Origin of the sequence: Kitasatospora sp. NPDC056531 (assembly GCF_042794375.1) — a bacterium.
GTDB lineage: Bacteria > Actinomycetota > Actinomycetes > Streptomycetales > Streptomycetaceae > Kitasatospora.
The window spans coordinates 517,206-541,891 of the sequence record NZ_JBHTTU010000001.1; the positions used below are offsets into that span (position 1 = coordinate 517,206).

The following is a 24,686-nucleotide window of genomic DNA, read 5'->3' on the forward strand; positions in this document are numbered from 1 at the left end:
GCCGGGCGGCCCGGGAGTCGGGGAACCGAAGAGCCCGGGAGTCCGTGAACCCCCGTTCACATCCGCGTTCTAGTCTTCTCGCGATCTGATCATCTGCGAGTGAGGGAGCAACGAGGAAGCATGGAACAGGACTTCACGGACTTCCAGGACATCCCCACCACCACCCTGGCCGACGTCCTCGGCCGCGCCCAGGTCATGGACATCGGCCTGCGCCCGCTGTGGGCGGGCATGCCCCGGGTGGCCGGACCGGCCTTCACTGTGCAGTGCCCGCCCGGCGACAACCTGATGCTGCACGCGGCGATCTACCGGGCCGAGCCCGGCTCGGTGATCGTGGTGGAGTCCGGCGACCTGGACTACGCGCTGGCCGGCGGCAACGTCTGCGCCGTGGCACAGCGCCGTGGCGTCGCCGCCTTCGTGGCCGACGGCCTGATCCGGGACCTCGGCGAGGTGCGGGAGCTGGGCTTCCCGGTGATCGCCCGGGGCGTCATCCCGATCCCCGGGTCGAAGAAGCAGCTGGGCACCCACGGCGCCCCGGTGCGCTGCGGCGGGGTGCTGGTGGCGCCGGGCGACATCGTGGTGGCCGACGAGGAGGGCGTCGTGGTGGTGCCCGCCGCCGACCGGGCGAAGGCCCTGGACGCGGCCCGGGCCAAGCTGGCCAAGGAGGCTGCCGAGACCCTGGACGACTGGGAGGCCGCCCACCGCGCGCGGATCGACCGGAGCCTCGCCGAACTGGGCTTCACCGGCTGATCCTGCGGCCGGTACGGACCCACCGGGCACCGGCCCGGTCAGCCCGGCCCCACCGCGCCGACCCGCTCAGTACAGCCCGTTCAGCTCCCCGAAGCCGAGCACGCCGTCGAGCTCCGTCAGCGTCCCGGCACCGAGCAGCTCGACGGCGGCGCGGCGGGCCGCCGTGTACGCGAGCTGGGCGAGGCCGGTGCCGACGCTGATTCGCCGCACCCCCGTGGCGGCGAGTTCGGCGACGGTCGGCCCGCCCGCGACGGCCATCGCGTTCACCGGCAGCGGGGTGCGCTTGCACAGCTCGGCGAGGGCGTCGAGGTCCAGCAGCCCGGGGACGAACAGGCCGTCCGCGCCCGCCTCGGCGTAGGCCTCGGCCCGGACCAGCACGTCGTCCAGCCCGCCCAGACCGAACAGGAACACGTCGGTGCGGGCGTTGACCAGCAGCTCGGGCACTCCGGCGGCGGCCGCCGCCGTGCGGGCGGCGCGCAGCCGTTCGGCCTGCTCGGCCACCGGGAACAGCGGCCCGCCGACGGCCGTCGAGTCCTCCAGGTTGACCCCGGCCGCGCCCACGGCGACCAGCCCGGTCACGGTGGCGGCCACATCGGCGGGCAGCGGCCCGTACCCGCCCTCGGCGTCGACGGTGACCGGCAGGTCCACCGCCGCGACGACCCGACGGGCCGCCTCGACCGCCGCCGCCCGGTCCATCCGCTGGCCGTCGCCGTGCCCGAGCGACCAGGAGACGCCGCCGCTGGTGGTGGCGATCGCCTGGGCGCCGGCCGAGGCGATCACCGCCGCACTGCCGGCGTCCCAGGCGTTGGGCAGGACGAGCACGCCCTCCTCGACGAGCCCGCGCAGTCGCAGCGCCCGCTCGCGGGCCTCGGCGGTGGTGGACGTGCGCCCGGTGGTGCTGGACATGGATGTACCGGCTTTCGTACGGATCGGTGGGGACGCAGGCATCCTGCGCCCGGAGCCGGGCGGGCCACCAGTGTTTAAGCTGGAGCCGAATCTTCCGAAGGGGGCCGCGGATGCGGACGGAACTCCACTTCTCCGCACAGGACTTGTCGCTGACCCGGTTCGCCGTCAGCCCGATGCAGGAGGTGGTGACCAGCCTGCGCGCCCTCGCGCACTCCCCCGCCCCCGCGCTGCACCGCCGCTGGGCCGGGCAGGTGCGCGAGCGGCTCGCCGACGCCGGGCTGGACCGCGGCCGACTGGCCGCGACGGTCCCGCCCGACGGCCACCTGCCCGACTTCCTCAACCCCGCCCCGGCGGGCTTCTCCCCCACGCTCGCCGAGGAACTGGCCGTGGTCACCGCGACCGGTGCCGGACAGGTCCGGGCCGACCTCGACATCCTGGCCGCCGAGGCGGGCGGCCGGCTGCCGGCCGCCCTGGAGTCGCTGTACCGCGACCCGGCGGCCCAGCTGCCCCGGCTGGCCGCCGAGATCGAGGCGTACTGGGAGCTGGCGCTCGCCCCGTACTGGGCCCGGATCCGCGCGCTGCTGGCGGCGGACGTCTTCCACCGCTCCCGGCAGGCCGCCGAGCACGGCACCGCCCGGATGCTGGACGAGCTGGACGGGACGGTCCGCTGGGACGGCACCGCGCTGCGGCTGGAACGCCGGCACTGCGCGGTCACCCGGCTGAACGCGGGGGCCGGACTGCTGCTCCTGCCCTCGGCCTTCGCCTGGCCCCGGGTGCTCACCCGGGTGCTGCCGCCGGACCCGCCTCAGCTGATCTACCCGGCGCGCGGCACGGCGACCCTGTGGGAGGACCGCCCGGGCACCGCCGCGCGCACCGACGCGCTGGCCGCCGTGCTCGGCCGCTCCCGGGCCCGGCTGCTGGCCGAGCTGGACTCCCCCGCCTCGACCACCGAGCTGGCCCGCCTCACCGGGCTGTCCCCGGCCGCCGTCTCCCAGCACCTCACCGCCCTGCGTACGGCCGGCCTGACCAGCGCGCACCGGGCCGGGCACACCATCCTCTCCGCCCGTACGGCGGTGGGCGACTCCCTGTTCGATCCGAACGGACAGGAGTTCGACACGCCGACCGCCGCCGGACGCTCCGCCCGATGACCCGCCGGTACGAATGGCCCCGCACCGCACCCCCGGACACACCCCCTCCTCATATGATCGGAGCGACATGCGCCATGCTTGGTGATGCAGAACACTGAACGGAACTTGCGCCGGACGGCCCACTCGCCGCACGGCCGAGAAGGAGGAAGCACGTGGACGACGTTCTGCGGCGCGCCGCACTCTTCGCGGCACTCGACGACGAACAGGCCGGCGAGCTGCGCGCTTCCATGACCGAGGTCACCCTCGCCCGTGGGGAGTCGCTGTTCCACGAGGGCGACCCGGGCGACCGGCTGTACGTCGTCGCCGAGGGCAAGATCAAGCTGCACCGCGCCTCGCCGGACGGCCGCGAGAACATGCTCGCCGTGCTCGGTCCCAGCGAGATGATCGGCGAGCTGTCGCTGTTCGACCCGGGCCCGCGCACCGCCACCGCCAGCGCGCTGACCGAGGTCAAGCTGCTGGGCCTGGGCCACGGCGACCTGCAGCCCTGGCTGCACGCCCGCCCCGAGGTCTCCATCGCGCTGCTGCGGGCCATCGCCCGCCGACTGCGCCGGACCAACGACGTGATGTCCGACCTGGTCTTCTCCGACGTGCCCGGCCGCGTCGCCAAGGCCCTGCTGGACCTCTCCCGCCGCTTCGGCGTGCAGTCCGAGGAGGGCATCCACGTCGCCCACGACCTCACCCAGGAGGAGCTGGCCCAGCTGGTCGGCGCCTCCCGCGAGACGGTCAACAAGGCGCTCGCCGACTTCGCCGGCCGTGGCTGGCTGAAGCTGGAGGCGCGCGCGGTGGTCCTGCTGGACGTCGAGCGGCTGTCGCGCCGCTCGCGCTGACACCGTACGAACGCTGAAGGGCCGGTCCGGGCGGACCGGCCCTTCGCCGTTCGCGGGCCTCAGCCCTGCTCGTTCGCGGTCAGCCCCGTGCGTTCGCGGGTCAGCCCCCGGCCGCTCGCGGGTCAGCCCTGGTCGGGGATGAGCCCGTGCTCCTCCAGGTACTCCAGCTGGGCCCGCACCGAGAGCTCGGCGGCAGGCCAGAGCGCCCGGTCCACGTCGGCGTAGACCCGGGCGACCACGTCGACGGCCGTCCGGCAGCCCGCCTCGACCGCGGTCTCCACCTGGGCGAGCCGGGTGGCCCGGTGGGCCAGGTAGTAGTCGACGGCGCCGAGCGCGTCCGCGAGCACCGGGCCGTGGCCGGGCAGCACGGTCCGCACGCCGTGGTGGGAGGCCATCGTGTGCAGGTGGCGCAGCGAGTCCAGGTAGTCGCCGAGCCGGCCGTCCGGGTGGGCGACCATCGTGGTGCCGCGGCCGAGCACGGTGTCGCCGGTGAGGATCGCGCCGTCGTCCGGCAGGTGGAAGGTCAGCGAGTCCGAGGTGTGGCCGGGGGTGGCGACCACCCGCAGGTCGAGGCCGCCGACGTCCAGGCGTTGACCTCCCACCAGGCCTTCGGAGCCCAGCCGGTGCGCCGGGTCCAGGGCCCGCACCTCGCTGCCGGTCAGCTCGGCGAAGCGGGCCGCGCCCTCGGAGTGGTCGGCGTGGCCGTGGGTGAGCAGGGTGAGCGCGATCCGCTGGCCCCGCTCCTCGGCGAGCTCGACCACCCGGTGCAGGTGGCCCTCGTGCAGCGGGCCCGGGTCGATCACCACCGCGAGGTCCGAACCGGGCTCGGCGAGCAGCCAGGTGTTGGTGCCGTCCAGCGTCATCGGCGACGGGTTCGGCGCCAGCACGCACAGCGCCCGAGGGGTGGCCTCGCCGCCGATCGCGGCGGCGGGGTCACCCGGCAGGAGTCCGCTCATGCGCCCGCCTCGCTCCGCTCGGCAGGCGCTTCGCGCAACGCGCACCTCTCGACGGTTCGCTCACTCCGCTCGCTCACCGGCCGCCCTCGCCGTCGCGATGCAGGACCCGCAGCGGCAGGGCCCGGACGAGGGCGCGCTGGGCGACCTCGACGAACGGGACCTGGCTGTCGCAGCCGGTGGAACGGGGGATCAGTCGGCGGGCGGGCAGCTCGGGGGCCGTCCGGCGAGCCACGTCGTTGTGGTTCATCGGGTGTCGGTCCTTTCTGGTCGGCATCTCTCGGTGTGGTCGGGAGTCCTCCTGCGAGGGCTCCTCGGGTGAGGAGTCCTCGGCTCAGGAATCCTCGGGGAACTCCCCGTCGATGGTCAGTTCGTCATACCCGGGCCAGCGGACCGTCATCCGGTTGCCCCGGACCTCGGCCCGGCCCAGCACCGGCTCCAGCACCCGGTCGGCGGCCGCGGCCACCGCCTCGGCGGCGGTCCGGACCGGCGACAGCTCGCGCAGCACCGTCACGGTCGGCGGCAGCATGCCGAACCGGCCGTCCTGGTGGCCCTTGACCGCCTCGGCCGGCGTCAGCCAGGCGACCCGGTCGGCCTCGCCGACCTCCAGGGCCGCGCGCTGGCCGGGCGGCAGGGCGGCGACGAAGAACCAGGTGTCGTAGCGCCGCTCCTCGAACTCCGGGGTGATCCAGCGGGCCCAGCCGCCCAGCAGGTCGCTGCGCAGCACCAGGCCGTGGTCACGGAGGAACTCGGCGAAGGACAGCTCGTGCGCCTCCAGCGCGGCCCGCTCGGCGGACCAGTCGCGCGGCTCGGCGACGCTGTCGGCGTCCGGGCCGGCCAGCAGCACGCCGGCCTCCTCGAAGGTCTCGCGCACCGCCGCGCAGACCACCGCCCGCGCCGTCCGGGCGTCCACCCCGAGCCGGTGCGCCCACTCCTCGGGCGTCGGGCCCGCCCAGCCCGTCTCGACCTCGGCGTCCCGCGGGTCCACCCCGCCGCCCGGGTAGGCGTACATCCCGGCCGCGAAGGCCATCGAGGTGCGGCGGCGCAGCAGGTAGGCCTCCGGCCCGGCGGCGGAGTCGCGCAGCAGCACGACCGTTGCGGCAGGCCTGGGCACCGGAGGGGTCAGTTCGCCGGAGTCGACCGCCCGGATCCGGGCGGGCCAGCCGGGCGGCATCGGGAGCGTCGTTGCTCGATGGTCCATGCCCGGATGCTAAGCGCACGAAGGCGGGGTTGGACAGGCCCGACCCCGCCTTCGCGATCACACTCAACCGGTCTTGACGCGCACCTGGAGCTCGACCTCGACCGGGGCGTCCAGCGGCAGGACCGCGACACCGACCGCGCTGCGGGCGTGCACACCGGCGTCGCCCAGCACCCGGCCGAGCAGCTCGCTGGCGCCGTTGACCACGGCGGGCTGGCCGGTGAAGTCGGGGGCGGAGGCGACGAAGCCGACGACCTTCACGACCCGCTCGACCCGGTCCAGGTCGCCGATCACCGACTTGACGGCGGCCAGGGCGTTCAGCGCGCAGATCTGCGCGAGCTCCTTGGCCTCCTCCGGGGACACCTCGGCGCCGACCTTGCCGGTGCTCGGCAGCTTGCCGCCGACGACCGGCAGCTGGCCGGAGGTGAACACGAACTCGCCCGACTGCAGGGCCGGCACGTACGCGGCGACCGGGGCGGCCACCGGCGGCAGGGTCAGGCCCAGCTCGGCGAGCTTCTCCTCGACCTTGCTCATGCGTTCTTCTCCCGCTTGAAGTAGGCCACCAGCTGCTCCGTGTTGGGGCCGGGCACGACCTGGACGAGCTCCCAGCCGTCCTCGCCGAAGTTGTCCAGGATCTGCTTGGTGGCGTGCACGAGCAGGGGCGCCGTCATGTATTCCCACTTGGTCATGGCCAGACTCTAGACGAGCCGTCCCGGCGATCGCCGCCGCACGGGGCCCGTCCGGTGGGCCGGGTCGGATCAGGCCGCGGTGTCGGGTGCGTGCATCGCAAGGCGGAGGTGGGGGCGCCTCCCGGCCGGAGGCCGGGGGAGCGTCGCGATCCCGGGCGGGCTCGCAGGACAGGTCCTGTCGGACGGCGTGTGAGGTGGGGCACAAAGGGGGCATGATTCGGTCCCGGCACCCCAGGTGCTCCGGGCATCGGGAGCGCTCCCTGGTTACCCTCGCGAGAGGGCACCCTCGTGAGGGGCGCCTCTGTCGGTAGGGGCACCCTCGTCTCAGGGGCATCCTCGGCGGAGGGGACGCCCGTAGGACGGAGACGGACGGAGACGGAGCGTGGCACGCACCCCCGGCCAGGCGGCCCGGCGCGACCCCGACTGGGAGGGTGTCCGGCTGCACGTGGTCAGCGGCAAGGGCGGCACCGGGAAGACCACGCTGGCCGCCGCGCTGGCGCTGGCGCTGGCCGCCGACGGCGGGCGCGTGCTGCTGATCGAGGTCGAGGGACGACAGGGCATCGCCGAGCTGTTCGGCATCGCCGCACTGCCGTACGAGGAGCGCCGGATCGCCTCGGTCGCCCGCCCCCAGCTCGGGCTGCCCGCCGGGGAGGGCGCGCCCGGCGAGGTCTTCGCGCTGGCCATCGACACCGAGCAGGCGCTGCTCGAGTACCTGGAGATGTTCTACAAGCTAGGCCGGGCCGGAAAGGCGCTGCAGAAGGTCGGCTTCGTCGACTTCGCCACCACCATCGCCCCCGGCGTGCGGGACGTGCTGCTCACCGGCAAGGCCTGCGAGGCGGCCCGCCGCAAGGGTCCGGACGGTCGGCGCCGGTACGACGCGGTGGTCATGGACGCCCCGCCGACCGGGCGGATCACCCGGTTCCTGAACGTCAACTCCGAGGTCGCCGGGCTGGCCCGGATCGGCCCGATACACACTCAGGCGCAGGCCGTGATGCGGGTGCTGAAGTCGCCGGAGACCGCGGTGCACCTGGTCACCCTGCTGGAGGAGATGCCGGTGCAGGAGACCGTCGACGGCATCGCGGAGCTGCGCGAGGCGAAGCTGCCGGTGGGCGGGGTGATGGTCAACATGGTCCGGCCGCCGGTGCTGGACGCGGCGGCGGTGGACGCGGTGGACGGGGACCACCGCGAGGAGGTGGCGCTGGCCCTCGGCGAGGCCGGGCTGGGCGGCCGCTCCCGCAAGCCGGAGACCGTCCGGGCCGCGGTGGAGCCGCTGCTCGACCCGCTGTTGGAGCAGGCCAGGGAGCACGCCGAGCGGGTCGAGCTGGAGCGCGAGCAACGCGCCGACCTGCAGCAGCTGCGGCTCCCGACGTACGAACTCCCGCTGCTCGGCGAGGGCGTGGACCTCGGCGGGCTGTACCGGCTGGCGGGCGAACTGAAGCGGCAGGGGGCGGCATGAGCGAGCGGAGCGAGCGAACCATCAAGCGGTGCGGCATGGGCGCAGCGCCTGCCGAGCGTAGCGAGGCGGGCGCATGAGCAACGGGGTACGGAGCACCGGAAGGCGGCTCGCGGTGGACGAGCTGATCGACAACCCGAAGACCAGGATCATCGTCTGCTGCGGCTCCGGCGGCGTCGGCAAGACCACCACCGCCGCGGCGATCGGCCTGCGGGCCGCCGAGCGCGGCCGCAAGGTCGTGGTGCTGACCATCGACCCGGCCCGGCGGCTGGCCCAGTCGATGGGCCTGACCGAGCTCGACAACACCCCGCGGGTGGTCAAGGGCGTCACCGCGATGGAGGGGGCGCCGCTCTGCGGGTCGGACGAGGGTGGTGGCGGGCGGCGGGCCGGAGAGCTCCAGGCCATGATGCTCGACATGAAGCGGACCTTCGACGAGGTCGTGCTGGCCCACGCCGAACCCGAACGGGCCCGGGCGATCATGGAGAACCCCTTCTACCAGTCCCTGTCGGCCGGCTTCGCGGGCACGCAGGAGTACATGGCGATGGAGAAGCTCGGGCAGCTGCGCGCCGCCGAGGAGTGGGACCTGATCGTCGTGGACACCCCGCCGTCCCGCTCGGCGCTGGACTTCCTGGACGCGCCCAACCGGCTCGGGTCCTTCCTGGACGGCCGGGTGATCCGGATCCTGACCGCGCCGGCCAAGGTCGGCGGCCGCAGCGCGATGAGGTTCCTCAACGCCGGAATGGGCCTGCTCACCGGGACCCTGGGCAAGATCTTCGGCGCCCAGCTGCTCACCGACGTACAGACCTTCGTCAGCGCCATGGACTCGATGTTCGGCGGCTTCCGCGAGCGCGCCGACCGCACCTACCAGCTACTCAAGGCGCCGGGCACGGCGTTCCTGGTCGTGGCCGCGCCGGAGCGGGACGCGCTGCGCGAGGCGGCGTACTTCGTGGACCGGCTCGCCGCGGACCGGATGCCGCTGGCCGGGCTGGTGCTCAACCGGGTGCACAGCACGGGGGCGCCGCAGCTCACCGCGGAGCGGGCGCTGGCGGCCGCCGAGGCCCTGGAGGAGAACGGTTCGGAGCACTCCTCTCCCGACGCGGAACTGCTCGCGGCCGGGTTGCTGCGGCTGCACGCCGAGCGGATGCTGATCATGGGGCGGGAGCGCCGCACCCGCGACCGCTTCGTGTCTGTGTACCCGGACGTGCCGATCGTGGAGGTCCCGGCGCTGCCGGGTGACGTGCACGACCTGGACGGACTGCGGGCCATCGGGGACCGGCTGAGCGGCGCGGCGTAGTCACCCCGGGGGTGCCCGGCGCGGTCCGGCCCGACTGCCGCCGGGCTCAGCCCGCCTGGGCGTAGTCCGTCAGTATCACGCCGGTCGCGAGGGACTCCTCGTACTCGGTGCGGGCCGTCTCCAGCAGCTTCCGCCACGAGATGACCGTCGGACGACGGCGCAGCAGCGCCCGCCGCTCGCGCTCCGTCATCCCGCCCCACACACCGAACTCCACCCGGTTGTCCAGCGCGTCCGCGAGGCATTCCGTGCGGACGGGGCAACCGCTGCACACCGCCTTCGCGCGGTTCTGTGCCGCCCCCTGGACGAACAGTTCGTCCGGATCACTCGTGCGGCAGGCGGCCTGCGCACTCCAGTCGTCAACCCAGCCCATCCCGGCGCCGTCCTCTCCCGTATTCGAGGCTCCCCCACGGCGGCAACGGCATATTCACCGTTGCCAGTTGAGGACGTTACGGAAGAACGACAGCTTGCAACAGCCCCTTCGGGCTCAATCTCGAATGACCCGATTGGACTATGGGTATCGGTCAGCTCACTCGTTGGAGTGATCGCAGGTCGCAAGCCTTGCCAAGTTCAGTGCCCGCACTCTCGCCACAGGCGTCGTCACGGAGCGCCACCATTCACTCGAGCGCGGCGGGCCCCAGCCGCCTCAAAATCCGGACGAGAACGGGCAATCCGGGCAAGTCTCCCCACCCACAAGAGTGAGTGATGCTGACGCACCGAAGCTGTCGCAAGCTTGTGACAAGCCTAGGCGAACACCTGCCCCTATGTGCGGGATTCGGGGACGTAGGGTTCTCCTCATGGCACCGAAGCGCCCACAGGCATCCCAGCCCCCAGGCAACACCGGAGCTCCGCGCCGCAAGCGCAGCGGATCACCGTTGGACCACGTCGGCAACGGCGTGAAGTTCCTGGGCGTCAGCGTGCTCTCCGGAGTCCTGTTGGCAGGCCTCGCTCTGCCCGCCGTCGGCGCCATGGGACTGACCGCCAAGGACACGGCGGAGAGCTTCCAGAACATCCCCGACGACTTCAAGACCCCGCCGCTGACCCAGGCGACGCAGATCTTCGACGCCAAGGGCGGCCTGATCGCCAAGGTCTACGAGCGCGACCGCACCGTCCTCACCGCCGACCAGATGTCGCCGTTCATGCGGCACGCCCAGGTCGACATCGAGGACGCCCGGTTCTACGAGCACGGCGCCGTCGACCTCAAGGGTGTCCTGCGCGCGGTCGGCAAGAACGCGGAGAGCGGCACCGCCGCCCAGGGCGCCTCCACGCTGACCCAGCAGTACGTGAAGAACGTCAACGTGGAGAAGGCCGGCGACGACCAGGCGGCCGTCCTGGAAGCCCAGCGCAAGACCCTGGGCCGCAAGATCCAGGAGCTCAAGGTCGCGATCAAGCTGGAGGAGGACCTGACCAAGGATCAGATCCTCACCAACTACCTCAACATCACCTTCTACGGCCACCAGGCCTACGGGGTCGAGGCCGCGTCCCAGCGCTACTTCAGCAAGAGCAACAAGGACCTGACCATCGCCGAGGCCGCCACGCTGGCGGGTCTGGTCCAGAACCCGTCGCAGTACGACCCGGTGCGTTACCCCGACAACGCGGTCAAGCGCCGCAACGTCGTCATCGACAAGATGGTGGAGAACAAGCACATCACCGCCGACCAGGCGAAGGAGGCGAAGGCCGCCCCGCTGGGCCTGAAGTACAAGGACCCGCAGAACGGCTGCATCACCGCCCAGGCCGGCATGGGCTTCTTCTGCGACTACGTCCGCCACGTGGTCAAGCAGGACCCGGCCTTCGGCAAGAACGCCGACGACCGCAAGAAGCTCTGGGACACCGGCGGTCTGAACATCTACACCACGCTGGACCCGGACAAGCAGGCCGCCGCCCAGAACGCCGTCACCAAGAACGTCAATGTGACCGACCAGGTGTCGGCCGCGGCGACCATGATGGAGCCCGGCACCGGCAAGATCCTGGCGATGGCCCAGACCCGCCCGTACGGCCTGGACCCGAACAAGAACCAGACCGTCGTCAACCTCAACGTCGACGCCTCGATGGGCGGCGGCAACGGCTTCCAGACCGGTTCGACCTTCAAGCCGATCCTCGCCGCGGCGGCGCTGGAGGCGGGCATGTCGAACACCCAGTCGTTCCCGTCCCAGAACAAGATCGACTACCCCCAGATGACCACCTGCGCGGGCACCTGGAAGAACACCGACAAGCCCAAGGCCACGGTGAAGAACGAGCAGGACAGCGAGGTCGGCCCGTACCAGCTCAAGGAGGCCATGGCCCGCTCGGTCAACACCTACTTCGTCCAGATGGAGCAGCAGGTCGGCCTCTGCGCGATGAAGCAGATGGCGAACAAGCTGGGCATCACCCAGTCCGCCAAGGGTGACCAGTTCCAGGAGGTGCCCTCGATGGTCCTGGGCACCATGGAACTCTCCCCGCTGACCATGGCGAACGTCTACGCGACCTTCGCCGCCCGCGGCAAGTACTGCACCCCGGTCGCGATCAACAAGATCACCACAGTGGACGGCAAGGACATCAAGGTCCCGCAGTCCCAGTGCAGCCAGGCCTTCTCCGAGCAGACCGCGGACTCGCTCAACACCGTCCTGCTCAACGTGACCGAGAAGGGCACCGCGGCCGCCCTCGGCCTGGACGACGGCCGCAAGATCGCCGGTAAGACCGGTACCACCGACGAGAAGAAGGCCGCCTGGTTCGACGGCTACACCCCGTCGCTGGCCACCGCGGTCTGGCTCGGCGGCCCCGCCGGCGGCGTCAAGATGAAGAACATCAACATCGGCGGCAAGCACTTCGACGACGTGTTCGGCGCCACCGGCCCCGGCCCGATCTGGCAGATGGCGATGAACCAGGCGCTCAAGGGCACCCCGCTGGAGCCGATCCAGACCACCGACATCCCGGACCCCCAGCCGGCCGCGCCCCCGGCGAACCCCACCCCGCCGGCCGACCCCAACGCCCAGCCGCAGCCGCCGGCCGGCAACCCGCCGCCGCCTCCGGCCAACCCGAACCCCGGTGGGGTGATAGGAGGAGGGTTCAACCTCCCGCCCGGCCTCATCGGCGGCGGCAACGGGAACGGGAACGGCGGCAAGCACGGTGGCGGCAACGGCTGACGGGCCGTCCGCGTGACCGCGCGGTGTAGTGACCGCACAACGGTGAAGGGGCGCCCTCCGGTAATCCGGGGGCGCCCCTTCGGCGTGTGTCGGGCCCGCTACGGCCGGCTCGTTCCGGGGCCCGCTACAGCTGGCCCGCTCCGGGGCCCGCTACAGCTCAGGCCAGGGCGGCCTTCACGGCGGCGGCGACCCGGCCGCCCTCGGCGAGGCCGTCCACCTTCGGCTTGACCAGCTTCATCACGGCACCCATCGCCTGCGGGCCGCTCGCCCCGCTCTCGGCCACGGCGGCGGCCACGATCGCGGCCAACTCCTCGTCGGAGAGCTGCTTGGGCAGGTACCCGGCCAGCACCTCGCCCTCGGCACGCTCGCGCTCGGCCTGCTCGGCCCGACCACCCTTGTCGAAGGCCTCGGCCGCCTCCCGTCGCTTCTTCGCCTCTCGGGTGATCACCTTCAGCACCTCGGCGTCGGACAGCTCGCGCTTCTCCTTGCCCGCCACCTCCTCGGCGGTGACGGCGGCCAGCGTGAGCCGGATGGTGGACGAGCGCAGCTCGTCCCGGTCCTTGATGGCAGCCGTGAGGTCCTCCTGCAGCTGCTCCTTGAGCGTGGTCATGGGCACGAGTCTCCCACCTGCGGCGTTCGGTCGCTTGCCATTAACCGGGACCTGCGTCGGGCCGGGGTCGGTCCGGCGTCCAGCCGGGGTCTGGCCGGGGTCTGGCCGGTTCCCGTCCGGAGTCCCGGAACACTCTGTAACCATTTATCCTGGTTACATGATCGATGGAGAGCAGGAGCCGACGACCGGCCTGGTCCTCACCACCCCCGGCGGCAGCCGCTTCCTCTTCGACCCCGGCGCCCTCTGCCTCGAACTGCTCCCCACCGGCGGCCCCGGCGACTACGCCCGGTACGAGGTGCTGCACCAGCCCTCCGACCTCGCCGACTGGCTCCCGCAGTCACGGCTACGGCTGCCCGCCGAGGCCGTACGGATCTCCGCCGACCAGCTCACTGCCGCCCGCACCCTCCGCAACGCCCTCTGGCGGCTGGCCACGGCCCGCGCCCACGGTGACGAGGCTGCCGCCGAGGACCTCGCCGTACTCAACACGGCCGCCGTCCACCCCCCGCTCGTCCCCCAGATCGCCCCGGACGGCACCCCGGCCGCCCCACTGCCCGCCGACGGGGCGCAGCTGGTCTCCACCCTCGCCCGGGACGCGATCGCCCTGCTCACCGGGCCGTACGCGGACCGGATCCGCGAGTGCGGGGCGCACAACTGCCAGCTGCTGTTCGTCGACACCTCGCGGCCCGGGCGGCGGCGCTGGTGCTCGATGGAGCGGTGCGGCAACCGGAACAAGGTCCGGGCCCTGCGGGCCCGGCGGGAGACCGGGGAACCGGCTCCCGTTCCGTCCCCGGGGCCGTCCACCGGTCCCGTTCCCGTACCGGGCCACCGGACGTTCACCAGCTGATCCACCGTCTGAGAGCATGGGCTGATGCGACCGCTGTACTCCGTTCCGCTCGGCGTTGCCGCCGCCGGCGCCGCCTGCCTCGCCTACTCCGTCGGGTACGAGGTACGTGCCTTCCGGCTCCGCCGGGTCGAGGTCCCCGTCCTACCCCACGGCGCCAAGCCCATCCGGGTCCTGCAGGTGTCCGACATCCACATGGTGAGCGGGCAGGGCAAGAAGCAGCGCTGGCTGAAGAGCCTGGCCGGCCTGCGCCCCGACCTGGTGGTCAACACCGGCGACAACCTCTCCGACCCGCTCGGCGTCCCGGCCACCCTCGACGCGCTCGGGCCGCTCATGGAGTTCCCCGGCGTCTACGTCTTCGGCTCCAACGACTACTACGGCCCGGCCCGCAAGAACCCGGCCCGCTACCTCCAGGCCATGCGCAGCGGCGCCCACGGCATGAACAACCCCGACGGCACCGCCCGCCGCGGCATCACGGGCGCCGTCCACAACCCGTGGGAGAAGCTCCGCGACGGCTTCGACGCGGCCGGCTGGCTCGACCTCACCAACACCCGCGGCCGCCTCACTGTCGGCGGCCTCGACCTGGAGTTCACCGGCCTCGACGACCCCCACATCCGTCGCGACCGCTACTCCGAGGTCGCCGGCGGCCCCTCCGCCGACGCCGACCTCTCCCTCGCTGTCGTCCACGCGCCCTACCTGCGCGTCCTCGACGCCTTCACCGCCGACCGCTACCCGCTGATCTTGGCCGGCCACACCCACGGGGGCCAGCTCTGCATCCCCTTCTACGGCGCCCTGGTCACCAACTGCGACCTCGACACCCGCCGGGTCAAGGGACTCTCCACCCACCAGGCCGGCGGCCACCGCTCCTACCTCCACGTCTCGGCCGGCTGCGGCACCAACCGCTACACCCCGGTCCGCTTCGCCTGCCCGCCCGAGGCCACCCTCCTCACCCTGACCCCGGCCCCCCGCTGACCAGCACCGGACGCCCGCACGAAACCGGATTTCGTGTCTCGGCGAGCGTCCGGTAGAGTTCTACTCGTTGCGACGGAGACAGAGCAACAAAACGCAAGACCGGGGTGTGGCGCAGCTTGGTAGCGCGCTTCGTTCGGGACGAAGAGGCCGTGGGTTCAAATCCCGCCACCCCGACCCAGTAACACCAGCTCAGAGCCGGTGTCCCGCAAGGGACACCGGCTCTGACTGTTTCTCCCGGCGCTCTCGGGAGAATCCTGGGAGAAAACCGCCGGGATTCCTTCTCCCGGGGGCTACTGCTGAGGCTTCCTCAGCAGGGCATCGAGAACCGCCACGGGCGAGCCGGGCGACATCCGCCGGCGGACTTCGAGTGACCCGAGCCACATCCGGGTCAGTCCCTCCATGAGGTCCCGGCGCATCTCCGGCGTGATGTGGGAGTACCGGGCCTGGACGGAGCCGTCCTCGTGCCCCATCCGCTCGTCCTTGAGCTTCACCGGCGTCCGCAGCTCGTCCATCATCGTCTTGTGCGAGTGCCGCAGCCCGTGCGGGGTGAGGCCGCGCGCAATCGGCAGCCAGCTGGCCTGGGCGCAGGCGGTGGCGCCTCGGCCGCGGGCCGGGATGCCAGGCCATGGGTCGGCCAGCAGCGGCACCGGGCGCGCCTCCTCCGGGGCCTTCTTCGGGTACCAGCCGGTGGCAGCCGGGTGGAACAGCCAGGTGGCGAACCCGCTCCTGGGCCAGTGCGCCGCGTTCTCCCCGGAGGCCTGCCACCGGATGTAGCCGAGATCGGCCATGGCCTTCTCCACCCTCGCCCGGGTGCCCTCGGCGACCGCCGCCGGGCGGTTCAGCACGTTGGACACGGTCCCGGTGGAAACGCCGGCGGCCCGGGCGACGTCGGTCAGCTTCGCGCCGGGTCGCTGGGCCGCGCTGTTGGCGGCACCGTGCCCGCTGAACAGATACCGCAGGTCATGGCACTCGCACGGCGCCTGCCTCGTCCGCGCCAGCTGCCCGGCGAGCAGGGCGGAGAGGAAGCCCGGGGAGTCGATCGTGCGGTAGGAGTCGTCCTTTGGCGGGCAGCGGTGCATCTCGCCGGAGTCCAGCTCGTACAGCTGGTGCTCCACCCGGACGGCGGCCGGGCGGACGAACTCCGCTTCGAGGCCGACGATTTCGCCCCATCGCATGCCGGTGTAGCCCTTGAGCACGACCGCGACGAACTCGTCATCACGGCCTGAGAGCAGCGCCGCCCGCTCGGCGATGAGCAGGACACCGAGCGCGTTCGTCACCACCTTCTCGGGGCCGCGGTTGCGCGAGCGGCCGGCTCGCTTGCCTCGGCCGCGCCGGCGGGCCGCCGGGTTGGAGTCCCGCAGCCCCTCGTCCACGGCGTCGCCGAGGATCAGGTGCAGGGTGCTCCGCCACGTCTTGATGCTGCTGGCGGCGTACCCGCGCTCGCGCTCCTTGCGCGCCCAGGCGTCGACGGCGCTCTTGCTGATCTCGCCGATCAGGGCATCCTCGAACTCGGGGAGCAAGTGCTCTTCGATGTGGCGGCGATAGTTCTGCATGGTGGAGGCAGCGAGGTCCTGCTCCTCGTACCAGTTGCTCGCGTACTCGCCGAAGGTCGTCCGCTCGGGCTCCGGAGCGGCGGGCGGCTGAGCGGCTTCCTTGGCGGCCTCCTCCTCTGCGATCCCGGCAGCCTTCTCGGCCGCGCGCTTGGTCTTGTAGCGGACTGCCTTCCCGTTGGCGTCCAGGACGGTCCCGTACTTGCCGGGCGCGATCTTGTACCGGGCGCGCCAGTAGTCGCCACGGTTCTCGCCGTATCCCAAAGTGGTCCCTCTACGACAGGGCCCCGCCCGGTGACGACACCGAGCGGGGCGGGTGGGGTGTGATCAGGCAGCGTCCTGCTGGTGGAGCACCGCCCGGCGCGGAATCCGCGCACGAAGTCGGGTGGTCGACCGACTCGGCTGCGGGTCGCGGGTCGGCTTCGTCGGGGCCGCAGCCGCGACGGCCCGGGCCTGAGACACGGCGACGATCGTCGGCCGCGCCTCGTACATGCGGACGATCTCGGCGACCTGCTCAGCCGTGAAGCGGTAGGCGCGCCCGGGCCTGGTGAAGGGGATGCGCCCGCGACGGGCCTGCTCCTTCACCCACCACTCGGACATGCCGAGGGCCTTGGCGACGTCCGCCGGGCGGAAGAGCGTCGGCAGTTCGCCCCGGTCCTTGAACATGGGGAACCTCCAGATCGACGATGGCGGGGCTTCGCCCCTTCCTTCTCTGGGATCCGCTACTGCCGCTACTGCCGCTACCTCCCTGGTCAGGGGCATGTTTTTGGTAGCGGATTGGGTAGCGGTAGCGGATTGGTGCCGCTCCCGCCGGGGCGGGTGGGAGCGGCGGGCGGCCTACGGTGCGGCGGCGGCCGGGGCGTCGGGTAGCGGATCCGTATCCGCTACCGGGAACAGGGCCCTGACCTGCGCGGTAGCGGCGGTAGCGGATTCCTCGGAGCGAGGCGGGCAGTACCGCAGCCACGCGTCGGACAGGTCCGAGGCGTAGTAGCCCTTGGCGCTGCTCTTGGGGCCGGTCTTGATGTTGCGCGGCTTGATCGGGTCGTTGTCGGCGGTGACGTAGTCGCCGAGCATCCTGGCGAGGGCGCGGGCGGTGATGGGCCTGCCGTCGAGGTCGGCCCACGGTGCGTCGTCCAGCTCGGCGAGCCTGCTCAGCAGTTCGGCGCTGAGCATCCGTTCGGCGCCGCCGAAGATGTCCCGCAGGTCGGTGAGGAGGCGGATGCCGACGCTGCCCTTGTCGTTGGCCTTGGAGGCGGTGACGAGCTGGACGCAGGCGGTGCGGGCGCGCTCGGGCCAGTGGCCGCCTGCGGCGTCGGCGACGGCGATCAGGGGCTCCCACACGTCGGCGGGGCGGTCGCTGATGCCCTCGGGCAGCTCCGGCCACACGTCGTGGAGCTGATCACGGACGCTGTCGGCCCAGGCGGCGAGGCGCTCGCGCAGGGCGTTGCCCTGGGGCTTGTGGACGCGCTCGCGGCACGGCTCCACGTCCTCGTTGGGTGCGCGGCGGCGCATCCGGATGATGACGGAGCGGCTCATGATGGTGTCGGGCCGGTCGCCGAGGCCGCCCATCGCGAGCGCGGCGTAGACGGGGAACGGCTGCACGGTCTGGCTGCCGCCGTCGCCGACGCAGCGCAGGACGACGCCGGAGCGGCGGTGCCCGCTGTTGATGAGGCCGCGCAGGTCCTCGTTCCCGGCGGCCTTGGGGCCGAAGACGGTGTCGATCTCGTCGAACAGCACGGTCGGGCGGGCGTCGGCGTCGGAGACGGTGCGGAACAACGCGGCCGGGCTGACCGGATCGCCAGCCCGCGCCCTGGAACAGTTACGCGCCCGCTTGTCTGGCGAGGACCACCGGGCAGATCAACTCTGACAGTTATTCAGACACAAGCCTCCGGCCGCACCGAAGACTGCCAGACCGGGACTTTCCTGGCCTACGCCTCCAACAGGGGACGGGCGTTGATCGACCGCGAGCTGTACCTGCCCGGCTCCTGGACCGAGTCGTATGGGCTTCGACTGGTTCGCGGTCAGCCGTTCGCGGAAGCCCCCGGGCTGGCACCGGGTTTGACGCAGGGGGCAACGACGGTGAGATACAGGGTGTCAGGCGCCGTGTCGGGATCGCCCACCACAACCGAGGCGGTGAACTTGTTCGCATCGTTGGACAGGTCCAGTCGCTGGTCGTCGCTGCGCTCGACGGAGAAGCCGTCCTGTTTCAGTCGCTGCCGAACCGCCTCGAAGACGCCGTGCACCTTTGGCCCAGGGATCCCGTGTAGGTCGTACGAGATGTACGGCATGTACGTCGGGGTCGAGCCGACCGGCCCGGCCTCGCACTCGTCCTTGTCCACCAGCGGCTCGGCGATCTTCACGGTGTCCTTGTCGGGGAGCACCGCCAGCGCGTCGGAGGCGTACGCCTTGACCTTCTCCCCGGCCTGTCCGAGGTTCATTGCCGGGGTGCTGCTTCCGCAGGCGGCGAGGGCGAGGAGGCCTGCGGGCAGCAGGCACAGCAGGGCCGCGCGCGCGGATCGTCCGTGCGGTACCGACTGAGAGGATCGGCTCATGTGACCGGCTTTCCTGCGATGACCTGGCCGAACGCCTTCCAGGACGGCGTCTTCTCAATCCAGTAGTGGTCGTGGTCGGTGTTCTGGGACGGCAGGTGCTGCGCGCCGAAGGCCGGGTTCATCGGGTTGCGGCCGAAGCGCAGATGGTCGTCGTCGCTGGCGGGGTTGTAGTTGTCGGGGTCGAGAGGGTCGGTCGTCCAGGTGTCGATCGAGTCACCGCTGCTTTTCACAGCGTAGACCTTGGACGGGTCCATCTTCGTGCCGTTCGCCAGGTCGACGTTGAGGTCGCCCGCCTTCTCGACTCCCACTCCGGGGCTTCCGGCGAAGATCACGCTGTCGACCGGAAGTCCCTTGTCGCGCATGGCGTAGCCGACGACCGTGCTGCCGTAGCTGTGCCCGATGATGGTGTTGTGGGAGGGCGTCCCTTGGTGGGTGGCGCGCAGGCCGGTCTGGAAGTTGTAGAGGTTCTTCTCCGCGTCCTTGGCGTACTTCTCGTCGGACGCGTCCGGCATCGGCTGCACGACACTGGGCATAGCCGACTGTGGTGCCGTGTAGTTCACGTAGGCGATCGTGGAGACCTTGCTACCGGGGCTCGCCAGGAGGGCGCTGCGGTACATCTCCTTCGCCTTGTCCATGGTGCCGCCCACGCCGGCGAGCTTGGACTCGGTGCCCGGGACAAAAGTGGCCACGTTGTCGGCCGTGTCCGGGTCGTTCAGCGCGAGGATCGCGCGGCCGTTCGGCGCCGCGGCGTCGAGTCCGAGCAGGAACGGCCGCGGGTCCTTCTCGGTGACGGGCATGTCCAGCCGGTCCTGGAGCGTCTTGAGGCCGTGCAACTTGCCGTTGAGGGCGTCGCGCTCAGCCTCCCAGATCACGTGGTCCGGATTCTGCGCGGTCCCGTACTGGGTTCCCACCACCTTGGGGGGCTCGGACTTCTCGAGGTCGCTGAGCTGCTTCTGGAGGTCTGTCTGGGCCTTGGTCAGGTTCAGGCGGTTCGCCTGGTCGCGGGTGGCGGCAGGGACGCCGTCGAGGTTGCCGATCCGGTCGGGGGCGTCGTGGATGAACTTCTGCCGCTCGGTGTCGGTGAGGCCGTCCCACCACTTCTTGACGCTGTTCGGGTCGGTTCCCGCGGCGGGTATCTGCTCGCGGGCGTTCTCGGCGGCCTGGTCCTTCGCCACCATGGCGGCGTCCAGGCCGAGGCCGTTGCTCGCGTTGCTCGCGAAGTGGTTCAGCCGCGCGCTGATCTCCTGGTCCGCGTGGTCGGCCTCGTTGAGCGCGGCGGCGATGCGGTTGCTGATGGCGATGGCGGTCGTCTCGGCGCCGGCGCCCGCGTAGTTCGCGGACGTCGGCTCCTTGTCCCAGGTGATACCGCCGTCGGGGGCGACGTCGAGTTTCGCGTTCTTGGCGTCGTCGAGGGCGTAGACCAAGTGGGACTGGGCCAGCGCGAATTGTTCGGCGGCCTTGGCAAGCGCCTTGCTGACGAAGTCGAGCTCACTGTGCGCGGACTGGAGTTCGGTGCCCAGGAACCGGATCCGGGCCTGGGCGTGGTCGGACGCGGTGCCGGTCCAGTGCGAGTTGGCCAGCCGGTCGGCGACCTCGTGCTGCCAGGACTCGATGTGCCGGCCGAACGCCGAGTAGAGCGCGTCGAAGGCGTTCTTCGCGATGGTGATGTTGATGATGTTGGCGTCGTACAGCGTCTTGATGTCCATCGGGCTACTCGGCCGCCTTCGCGCTCGAGGGCTTCACGGGGCCCGGGACGACGGTCGTACCGAAGGGGTCCGGCTCGTCCGGGACCGGGGCGGCCGGATTCCGCATGCTCGTGTGGATGTCCTTCTCTACCTGGCGGTAGTAGGCGGCCGTCGTCGCGAGCTTGGTACCGACGTCGCCCATGTCGCCCGCCAGCTTGTCCAGCAGCGTCTTCCAGTTGGCCCCGCAGTCGCGCACCGCCGCGGCCGTCAGCCACCCCTGCAGCGTGCCGGCGGCCTGGTTGCACGGCTCCGCGATCTTTTCGGTCTCACCCGGTATCAGACCCCCGACGTGCTGCGCGCTCTGCCCGCAGCCGTCCAGTTCGGCAGGGTTGACCTTGAATTGCAGGCTCGCATCAGGATCTGCCACGCTCTCTTCCCCCGTTGTCTCCGGACCCCGCATGCCCCCCGGCCCGAGATCGTTCGATGCCGATTTTAACGGATCTTTGATCACTTCAGAGCGGAACCGACCGGGTGGCGGACGGGCGGCCGGGATGCGGGCAGAACGAACGAGGCCCCCGACGTGATGAGAATCCGCGATTTTTCCCGCCCCTGCTCTCGGTTCCCCGGACCGTTCCCCGTTGAAGTGGGTGGCGACGTTAGCCAACCGCCGCCATCGACCGAAGCGGAGACGGTAGAGCTGGGGAGTGAGCAGGGAGTGGATCTTGAATCGGCAACCCCGCTCAACCGCGTGGGGCCAACGTCGACCAACGCCCTCACGTGGATGTTCAGGGCTTCCTCCTGAGTGCGGCCACACAGTGACCTCATTCGGGACGAAGAGGCCGTGGGTTCAAATCCCGCCACCCCGACCCAGTGCAGAGGCCCTGCCGGAGAAATCCGGCAGGGCCTCTGGCGTATTTGCCGGCGCGAAGTACAGCAACCGCTCTGCCCCTCCCCGACAGCCAGCAACGGCTACTGAAGAAGCGCCGGCGAGCCCGGGCGCTCCACTGACGTCGCGATGTGATTCAGGACACAGCCCAGTGCGGTGATCAGCACTTATCGGGGGTCGTCAGAAGGCTGCAGGCATGTGGGACGTGTTGCCGTGCCCCGTACCCCTGGCTTCTGCGGACCCGGCCGGACGGGCGCCCTGGCCATAAACCGGCCCGGCATCTCGGAGAGGGCGCCCGGGTCACCGGCCGGGAAGATCCGGGCCCATGGCTGCCCGGTCAGCCGCGAGGTCAGGGCCGGGTCGTGATCGAAGACGATCAGGAGGAACGCCGAACCGGGCGGCGTTCCATGACCGGCCCCGGTTCCTTGCCCGTGCCGGGCCTTCGGGTGACGAGGGCGGCTCACCGCCGACCGGCCGCCGTAAGGCGGGACGAGGGAGGAACTGGTCGATGTCGATCAGTTCCAGGCCGTCAGGCAGTAGGCACATCGCATCCCGCGGATCCCGTGCAGGCGTCCGACGGCGCCACCCGACGCCGGACGACCTGGAACTGGGCCGGCGAAGCCCTGCGGGGGGGCACCAGCTTGGTGGCCGCCCGCAAGGCTGTTCCATCGAAGTTCTCTCAGTTGGGGCTCTCAGGAAGAGCCCCTCATGCGAGCTCGTCCAGCTCGTCGGTGTCCGCTCAGGCGCCGGTCTGGCCGGTGAGGGCCTGTTCGGCCCAGTTGTTGTCGCCCTTGTAGTCGACGGTCTCGATGAGGTCGCGGTCGTTGGGCTTCTGGGTGAAGACGTGGATGCCACCGGTGGCGTCGACGGTCGCCGCGGCCGAACCGGTCATGGCGTAGGTGTAGTTGGCCCGGTTGTTCAGGATCTCCTCGCCCCAGTTGTTGTCAGCCTTGTAGTCGACCGTCTCGATCAGGTTCCCGTCGTTCGCCTTCCGGGTGAACACGTGGATCCCACCGCTGTTGTCGACCACCGCGGAAGGCGACCCGCCCATCGCGTAGGTGTAGTTCGCCCGGTAGTTGAGGATCTCCTCGCCCCAGTTGTTGTCAGCCTTGTAGTCGACCGTCTCGATCAGGCTGCCGTCGTCGGCCTTCCGGGTGAACACATGGATCCCACCGGTCTTGTCCACCACCGCCGCCGGGGAGTCACTCATCGCGTAGGTGTAGTTGGCCCGGTTGTTCAGGATCTCCTCGCCCCAGTTGTTGTCGCCCTTGTAGTCGACCGTCTCGATCAGGTTCCCGTCGTTCGCCTTCCGGGTGAACACGTGGATCCCACCGCTGTTGTCGACCACCGCGGAAGGCGACCCGCCCATCGCGTAGGTGTAGTTCGCCCGGTAGTTGAGGATCTCCTCGCCCCAGTTGTTGTCAGCCTTGTAGTCGACCGTCTCGATCAGGCTGCCGTCGTCGGCCTTCCGGGTGAACACATGGATCCCACCGGTCTTGTCCACCACCGCCGCCGGGGAGTCACTCATCGCGTAGGTGTAGTTGGCCCGGTTGTTCAGGATCTCCTCGCCCCAGTTGTTGTCGCCCTTGTAGTCGACCGTCTCGATCAGGTTCCCGTCGTTCGCCTTCCGGGTGAACACGTGGATCCCACCGCTGTTGTCGACCACCGCGGAAGGCGACCCGCCCATCGCGTAGGTGTAGTTCGCCCGGTTGTTCAGGATCTCCTCGCCCCAGTTGTTGTCGCCCTTGTAGTCCACGGTCTCGATCAGGCTGCCGTCGTTCGCCTTGCGGGTGAACACGTGGATCCCACCGGTCTTGTCCACCACCGCCGCCGGGGAGTCACTCATCGCATAGGTGTAGTTCGCCCGGTAGTTGAGGATCTCCTCGCCCCAGTTATTGTCGCCCTTGTAGTCGACCGTCTCGATCAGGCTGCCGTCGTCGGCCTTCCGGGTGAACACATGGATCCCACCGCTGTTGTCGACCACCGCAGCCGGAGCACCGGCCTGCGCATAGGTGAATCCGGCCTTGGTGTTCAGGTCCTGCGCGGCCCACTTACCGCCCTTGGGACGGTAGGAGTCGGTGAGGTGGCCATTGCCCTGGTTGATACGGAAGACATGGACCGTTCCGGCCTTGTCCGTGACCGACGACGTCGACATCATCGAATAGTTCTCGACACTCGCGGCAACGGCCGAGGAAGTGGTGGAGGCACTGCCACCCGCGTTGCTCGCAGTCGTGACAGCCGTGACCTGGTGGGTGCCGCCGGCCACGCTGGTGGTGTCCCAGACCACGACAGGGTTGCTACCCGTGTCGGACCCCACCGCCCGACCGTCCACGAAGAACTGCGTCGACAACGACGCCCCACCCGAACCCGACGCGGACGCCGACAGGAACACCGCCCCCGACTGATCCCCGACCAACTGACTCACACTCACCGAAGGCGCCGCCGGCGGGTCCGGGTACGGCTGGGACTTGTCGGTGTCCAGTCCAGTGCCCGGGGCGCAGCCCCAGGCACCTGCGCCCTGGTCCGCGAGGATCTTCTCGGCTATCAGGATCTGCTGCTGCTTGGTGGCCAGGTCGGGGCGGGACGCGTACGCGGTGCCGCCGTAGGACTGCCAGTTCTGCATGTTGATCTGCAGTCCGCCGTAGTAACCGTTGCCGGTGTTGATGCTCCAGTTGCCGGTGCTCTCGCACTGCGCGACCTTGTCCCAGGTCGCGACCGACGCGGCCATGGACGGGGTCGCCGCGGTCAGCGTGCCGATCGCGATGGTCGGCAGTGCTACGGCGATGCGCAGAAGCATCGACTTCCTGGTGGCCACGGTTGATCTCCTTGGGGGTGCAGCCGGGCAAGGGCAGCACCGGCGAGTGGGTTCAGGTGGTTGGGCAAAGGGAAGCCCCGGGCGGTGAGGTGGTGGCGGCGCCGCCCGGGGCTCTGATCAGTCCTGGATGCTTGCTGTTACAGGCCGGTCTGGCCGGTGAGGGCCTGTTCGGCCCAGTTGTTGTCGCCCTTGTAGTCGACGGTCTCGATGAGGTCGCGGTCGTTGGGCTTCTGGGTGAAGACGTGGATGCCACCGGTGGCGTCGACGGTGGCCGCGGCCGAACCGGTCATGGCGTAGGTGTAGTTGGCCCGGTTGTTCAGGATCTCCTCGCCCCAGTTGTTGTCAGCCTTGTAGTCGACCGTCTCGATCAGGTTCCCGTCGTTCGCCTTCCGGGTGAACACGTGGATCCCACCGCTGTTGTCGACCACCGCGGAAGGCGAC

At 70.9% G+C, this 24,686-nt stretch carries 24 protein-coding genes and 1 tRNA gene; 9 read left to right on the plus strand and 16 right to left on the minus strand.

What is annotated here, in order from left to right:
* Positions 1 to 120: 120 nt before the first annotated feature.
* Positions 121 to 747, plus strand: coding sequence for an RraA family protein (locus tag ACFQ87_RS02540; RefSeq protein ID WP_380608694.1), 627 nt, complete (start codon positions 121 to 123; stop codon positions 745 to 747).
* A 66-nt stretch (positions 748 to 813) separates the two neighbouring features.
* On the opposite strand, the gene ACFQ87_RS02545 is transcribed toward ACFQ87_RS02540, so the two are convergent.
* On the minus strand, positions 814 to 1,653 hold the full coding sequence (locus ACFQ87_RS02545; RefSeq protein ID WP_380608695.1) for an isocitrate lyase/phosphoenolpyruvate mutase family protein: 840 nt from the start codon (positions 1,651 to 1,653) through the stop codon (positions 814 to 816).
* Positions 1,654 to 1,763: 110 nt separating this feature from the next.
* Here ACFQ87_RS02545 and ACFQ87_RS02550 point away from each other — a divergent pair, with 110 nt between their 5' ends.
* Positions 1,764 to 2,801 (plus strand): winged helix-turn-helix domain-containing protein, encoded by a 1,038-nt coding sequence (locus ACFQ87_RS02550; RefSeq protein ID WP_380608696.1) that lies wholly within the window; start codon positions 1,764 to 1,766, stop codon positions 2,799 to 2,801.
* Between the two features lie 152 nt (positions 2,802 to 2,953).
* Entirely contained in the window at positions 2,954 to 3,628 is a 675-nt protein-coding gene (locus ACFQ87_RS02555; RefSeq protein WP_380608697.1) for a Crp/Fnr family transcriptional regulator, read from the plus strand.
* A gap of 122 nt (positions 3,629 to 3,750) precedes the next feature.
* Here ACFQ87_RS02555 and ACFQ87_RS02560 read toward each other — a convergent pair whose 3' ends face one another.
* From ACFQ87_RS02560 to ACFQ87_RS02580, 5 genes are all read right to left on the minus strand, one after another.
* On the minus strand, positions 3,751 to 4,584 hold the full coding sequence (locus tag ACFQ87_RS02560) for an MBL fold metallo-hydrolase (protein WP_380608698.1): 834 nt from the start codon (positions 4,582 to 4,584) through the stop codon (positions 3,751 to 3,753).
* A gap of 73 nt (positions 4,585 to 4,657) precedes the next feature.
* Positions 4,658 to 4,831: a hypothetical protein gene (locus tag ACFQ87_RS02565; RefSeq protein WP_380608699.1), complete on the minus strand. Its 174-nt coding sequence runs from the start codon at positions 4,829 to 4,831 to the stop codon at positions 4,658 to 4,660.
* 84 nt (positions 4,832 to 4,915) lie between these two features.
* Positions 4,916 to 5,782: an NUDIX hydrolase gene (locus ACFQ87_RS02570; RefSeq protein WP_380608700.1), complete on the minus strand. Its 867-nt coding sequence runs from the start codon at positions 5,780 to 5,782 to the stop codon at positions 4,916 to 4,918.
* Between the two features lie 63 nt (positions 5,783 to 5,845).
* A complete protein-coding gene (locus ACFQ87_RS02575) occupies positions 5,846 to 6,313 on the minus strand; it encodes a RidA family protein (protein ID WP_380608701.1) in 468 nt (155 codons plus the stop codon).
* Positions 6,310 to 6,468: a DUF4177 domain-containing protein gene (locus ACFQ87_RS02580; protein WP_360227045.1), complete on the minus strand. Its 159-nt coding sequence runs from the start codon at positions 6,466 to 6,468 to the stop codon at positions 6,310 to 6,312. Before ACFQ87_RS02580 ends, ACFQ87_RS02575 begins: the two co-directional genes overlap by 4 nt.
* 382 nt (positions 6,469 to 6,850) lie before the next feature.
* Between ACFQ87_RS02580 and ACFQ87_RS02585 the strand changes: the two genes are divergently transcribed.
* Both ACFQ87_RS02585 and ACFQ87_RS02590 read left to right on the plus strand, forming a co-directional pair.
* Positions 6,851 to 7,924, plus strand: a complete 1,074-nt coding sequence (locus tag ACFQ87_RS02585) for an ArsA-related P-loop ATPase (RefSeq protein WP_380608702.1) — start codon at positions 6,851 to 6,853, stop codon at positions 7,922 to 7,924.
* Positions 7,925 to 7,997: 73 nt separating this feature from the next.
* Complete coding sequence (locus tag ACFQ87_RS02590; protein ID WP_380608703.1) at positions 7,998 to 9,215, plus strand: ArsA family ATPase; 1,218 nt, start codon at positions 7,998 to 8,000, stop codon at positions 9,213 to 9,215.
* Between the two features lie 46 nt (positions 9,216 to 9,261).
* Here the strand turns inward: ACFQ87_RS02590 and ACFQ87_RS02595 are convergent, their stop codons facing one another.
* Positions 9,262 to 9,585 carry a WhiB family transcriptional regulator gene (locus tag ACFQ87_RS02595; protein WP_195911063.1) on the minus strand — a complete coding sequence of 108 codons (324 nt, stop codon included), beginning with the start codon at positions 9,583 to 9,585 and terminating at the stop codon, positions 9,262 to 9,264.
* Between the two features lie 424 nt (positions 9,586 to 10,009).
* On the opposite strand from ACFQ87_RS02595, the gene ACFQ87_RS02600 reads away from it, so the two are divergent.
* Positions 10,010 to 12,334 carry a transglycosylase domain-containing protein gene (locus ACFQ87_RS02600; protein WP_380608704.1) on the plus strand — a complete coding sequence of 775 codons (2,325 nt, stop codon included), beginning with the start codon at positions 10,010 to 10,012 and terminating at the stop codon, positions 12,332 to 12,334.
* A 157-nt stretch (positions 12,335 to 12,491) separates the two neighbouring features.
* On the opposite strand, the gene ACFQ87_RS02605 is transcribed toward ACFQ87_RS02600, so the two are convergent.
* Complete coding sequence (locus tag ACFQ87_RS02605; protein WP_380608705.1) at positions 12,492 to 12,944, minus strand: GatB/YqeY domain-containing protein; 453 nt, start codon at positions 12,942 to 12,944, stop codon at positions 12,492 to 12,494.
* Positions 12,945 to 13,101: 157 nt separating this feature from the next.
* Here ACFQ87_RS02605 and ACFQ87_RS02610 point away from each other — a divergent pair, with 157 nt between their 5' ends.
* The 3 genes from ACFQ87_RS02610 (at position 13,102) to ACFQ87_RS02620 (ending at position 14,931) form a co-directional block, all read left to right on the plus strand.
* Positions 13,102 to 13,788, plus strand: a complete 687-nt coding sequence (locus ACFQ87_RS02610) for a CGNR zinc finger domain-containing protein (RefSeq protein WP_380608706.1) — start codon at positions 13,102 to 13,104, stop codon at positions 13,786 to 13,788.
* Positions 13,789 to 13,812: 24 nt separating this feature from the next.
* Positions 13,813 to 14,757: a metallophosphoesterase gene (locus tag ACFQ87_RS02615; protein ID WP_380608707.1), complete on the plus strand. Its 945-nt coding sequence runs from the start codon at positions 13,813 to 13,815 to the stop codon at positions 14,755 to 14,757.
* Positions 14,758 to 14,857: 100 nt separating this feature from the next.
* Positions 14,858 to 14,931: transfer RNA gene (locus tag ACFQ87_RS02620), tRNA-Pro, on the plus strand.
* A gap of 116 nt (positions 14,932 to 15,047) precedes the next feature.
* On the opposite strand, the gene ACFQ87_RS02625 is transcribed toward ACFQ87_RS02620, so the two are convergent.
* From ACFQ87_RS02625 to ACFQ87_RS02660, 8 genes are all read right to left on the minus strand, one after another.
* A complete protein-coding gene (locus tag ACFQ87_RS02625) occupies positions 15,048 to 16,571 on the minus strand; it encodes a tyrosine-type recombinase/integrase (RefSeq protein WP_380608708.1) in 1,524 nt (507 codons plus the stop codon).
* Positions 16,572 to 16,634: 63 nt separating this feature from the next.
* Entirely contained in the window at positions 16,635 to 16,973 is a 339-nt protein-coding gene (locus tag ACFQ87_RS02630; RefSeq protein ID WP_380608709.1) for a helix-turn-helix domain-containing protein, read from the minus strand.
* A 171-nt stretch (positions 16,974 to 17,144) separates the two neighbouring features.
* Entirely contained in the window at positions 17,145 to 18,083 is a 939-nt protein-coding gene (locus ACFQ87_RS02635) for a DUF3631 domain-containing protein (protein ID WP_380608710.1), read from the minus strand.
* 245 nt (positions 18,084 to 18,328) lie between these two features.
* Entirely contained in the window at positions 18,329 to 18,859 is a 531-nt protein-coding gene (locus ACFQ87_RS02640) for a hypothetical protein (protein ID WP_380608743.1), read from the minus strand.
* Positions 18,856 to 20,565, minus strand: coding sequence for an alpha/beta hydrolase (locus tag ACFQ87_RS02645; protein ID WP_380608711.1), 1,710 nt, complete (start codon positions 20,563 to 20,565; stop codon positions 18,856 to 18,858). The genes ACFQ87_RS02640 and ACFQ87_RS02645 overlap by 4 nt, the downstream gene beginning before the upstream one ends.
* Before the next feature lie 4 nt (positions 20,566 to 20,569).
* A complete protein-coding gene (locus ACFQ87_RS02650) occupies positions 20,570 to 20,971 on the minus strand; it encodes a WXG100 family type VII secretion target (protein WP_380608712.1) in 402 nt (133 codons plus the stop codon).
* A gap of 1,198 nt (positions 20,972 to 22,169) precedes the next feature.
* Positions 22,170 to 24,245, minus strand: a complete 2,076-nt coding sequence (locus tag ACFQ87_RS02655) for a transglycosylase family protein (RefSeq protein WP_380608713.1) — start codon at positions 24,243 to 24,245, stop codon at positions 22,170 to 22,172.
* 137 nt (positions 24,246 to 24,382) lie between these two features.
* On the minus strand, positions 24,383 to 24,686 hold a 304-nt coding region (locus ACFQ87_RS02660), incomplete at its 5' end, for a hypothetical protein (RefSeq protein WP_380608714.1).

Bases quoted from the DNA above. Each gene is read 5' to 3' on its own strand.
- ACFQ87_RS02640 (WP_380608743.1), bottom strand. From the start codon at position 18,859: ATGAGCCGATCCTCTCAGTCGGTACCGCACGGACGATCCGCGCGCGCG.
- ACFQ87_RS02645 (WP_380608711.1), bottom strand. From the start codon at position 20,565: ATGGACATCAAGACGCTGTACGACGCCAACATCATCAACATCACCATC.
- ACFQ87_RS02570 (WP_380608700.1), bottom strand. From the start codon at position 5,782: ATGGACCATCGAGCAACGACGCTCCCGATGCCGCCCGGCTGGCCCGCC.
- ACFQ87_RS02565 (WP_380608699.1), bottom strand. From the start codon at position 4,831: ATGAACCACAACGACGTGGCTCGCCGGACGGCCCCCGAGCTGCCCGCC.
- ACFQ87_RS02540 (WP_380608694.1), top strand. From the start codon at position 121: ATGGAACAGGACTTCACGGACTTCCAGGACATCCCCACCACCACCCTG.
- ACFQ87_RS02615 (WP_380608707.1), top strand. From the start codon at position 13,813: ATGCGACCGCTGTACTCCGTTCCGCTCGGCGTTGCCGCCGCCGGCGCC.
- ACFQ87_RS02590 (WP_380608703.1), top strand. From the start codon at position 7,998: ATGAGCAACGGGGTACGGAGCACCGGAAGGCGGCTCGCGGTGGACGAG.
- ACFQ87_RS02605 (WP_380608705.1), bottom strand. From the start codon at position 12,944: ATGACCACGCTCAAGGAGCAGCTGCAGGAGGACCTCACGGCTGCCATC.
- ACFQ87_RS02580 (WP_360227045.1), bottom strand. From the start codon at position 6,468: ATGACCAAGTGGGAATACATGACGGCGCCCCTGCTCGTGCACGCCACC.
- ACFQ87_RS02630 (WP_380608709.1), bottom strand. From the start codon at position 16,973: ATGTTCAAGGACCGGGGCGAACTGCCGACGCTCTTCCGCCCGGCGGAC.
- ACFQ87_RS02545 (WP_380608695.1), bottom strand. From the start codon at position 1,653: ATGTCCAGCACCACCGGGCGCACGTCCACCACCGCCGAGGCCCGCGAG.
- ACFQ87_RS02550 (WP_380608696.1), top strand. From the start codon at position 1,764: ATGCGGACGGAACTCCACTTCTCCGCACAGGACTTGTCGCTGACCCGG.
- ACFQ87_RS02575 (WP_380608701.1), bottom strand. From the start codon at position 6,313: ATGAGCAAGGTCGAGGAGAAGCTCGCCGAGCTGGGCCTGACCCTGCCG.
- ACFQ87_RS02560 (WP_380608698.1), bottom strand. From the start codon at position 4,584: ATGAGCGGACTCCTGCCGGGTGACCCCGCCGCCGCGATCGGCGGCGAG.
- ACFQ87_RS02595 (WP_195911063.1), bottom strand. From the start codon at position 9,585: ATGGGCTGGGTTGACGACTGGAGTGCGCAGGCCGCCTGCCGCACGAGT.
- ACFQ87_RS02610 (WP_380608706.1), top strand. From the start codon at position 13,102: ATGATCGATGGAGAGCAGGAGCCGACGACCGGCCTGGTCCTCACCACC.
- ACFQ87_RS02600 (WP_380608704.1), top strand. From the start codon at position 10,010: ATGGCACCGAAGCGCCCACAGGCATCCCAGCCCCCAGGCAACACCGGA.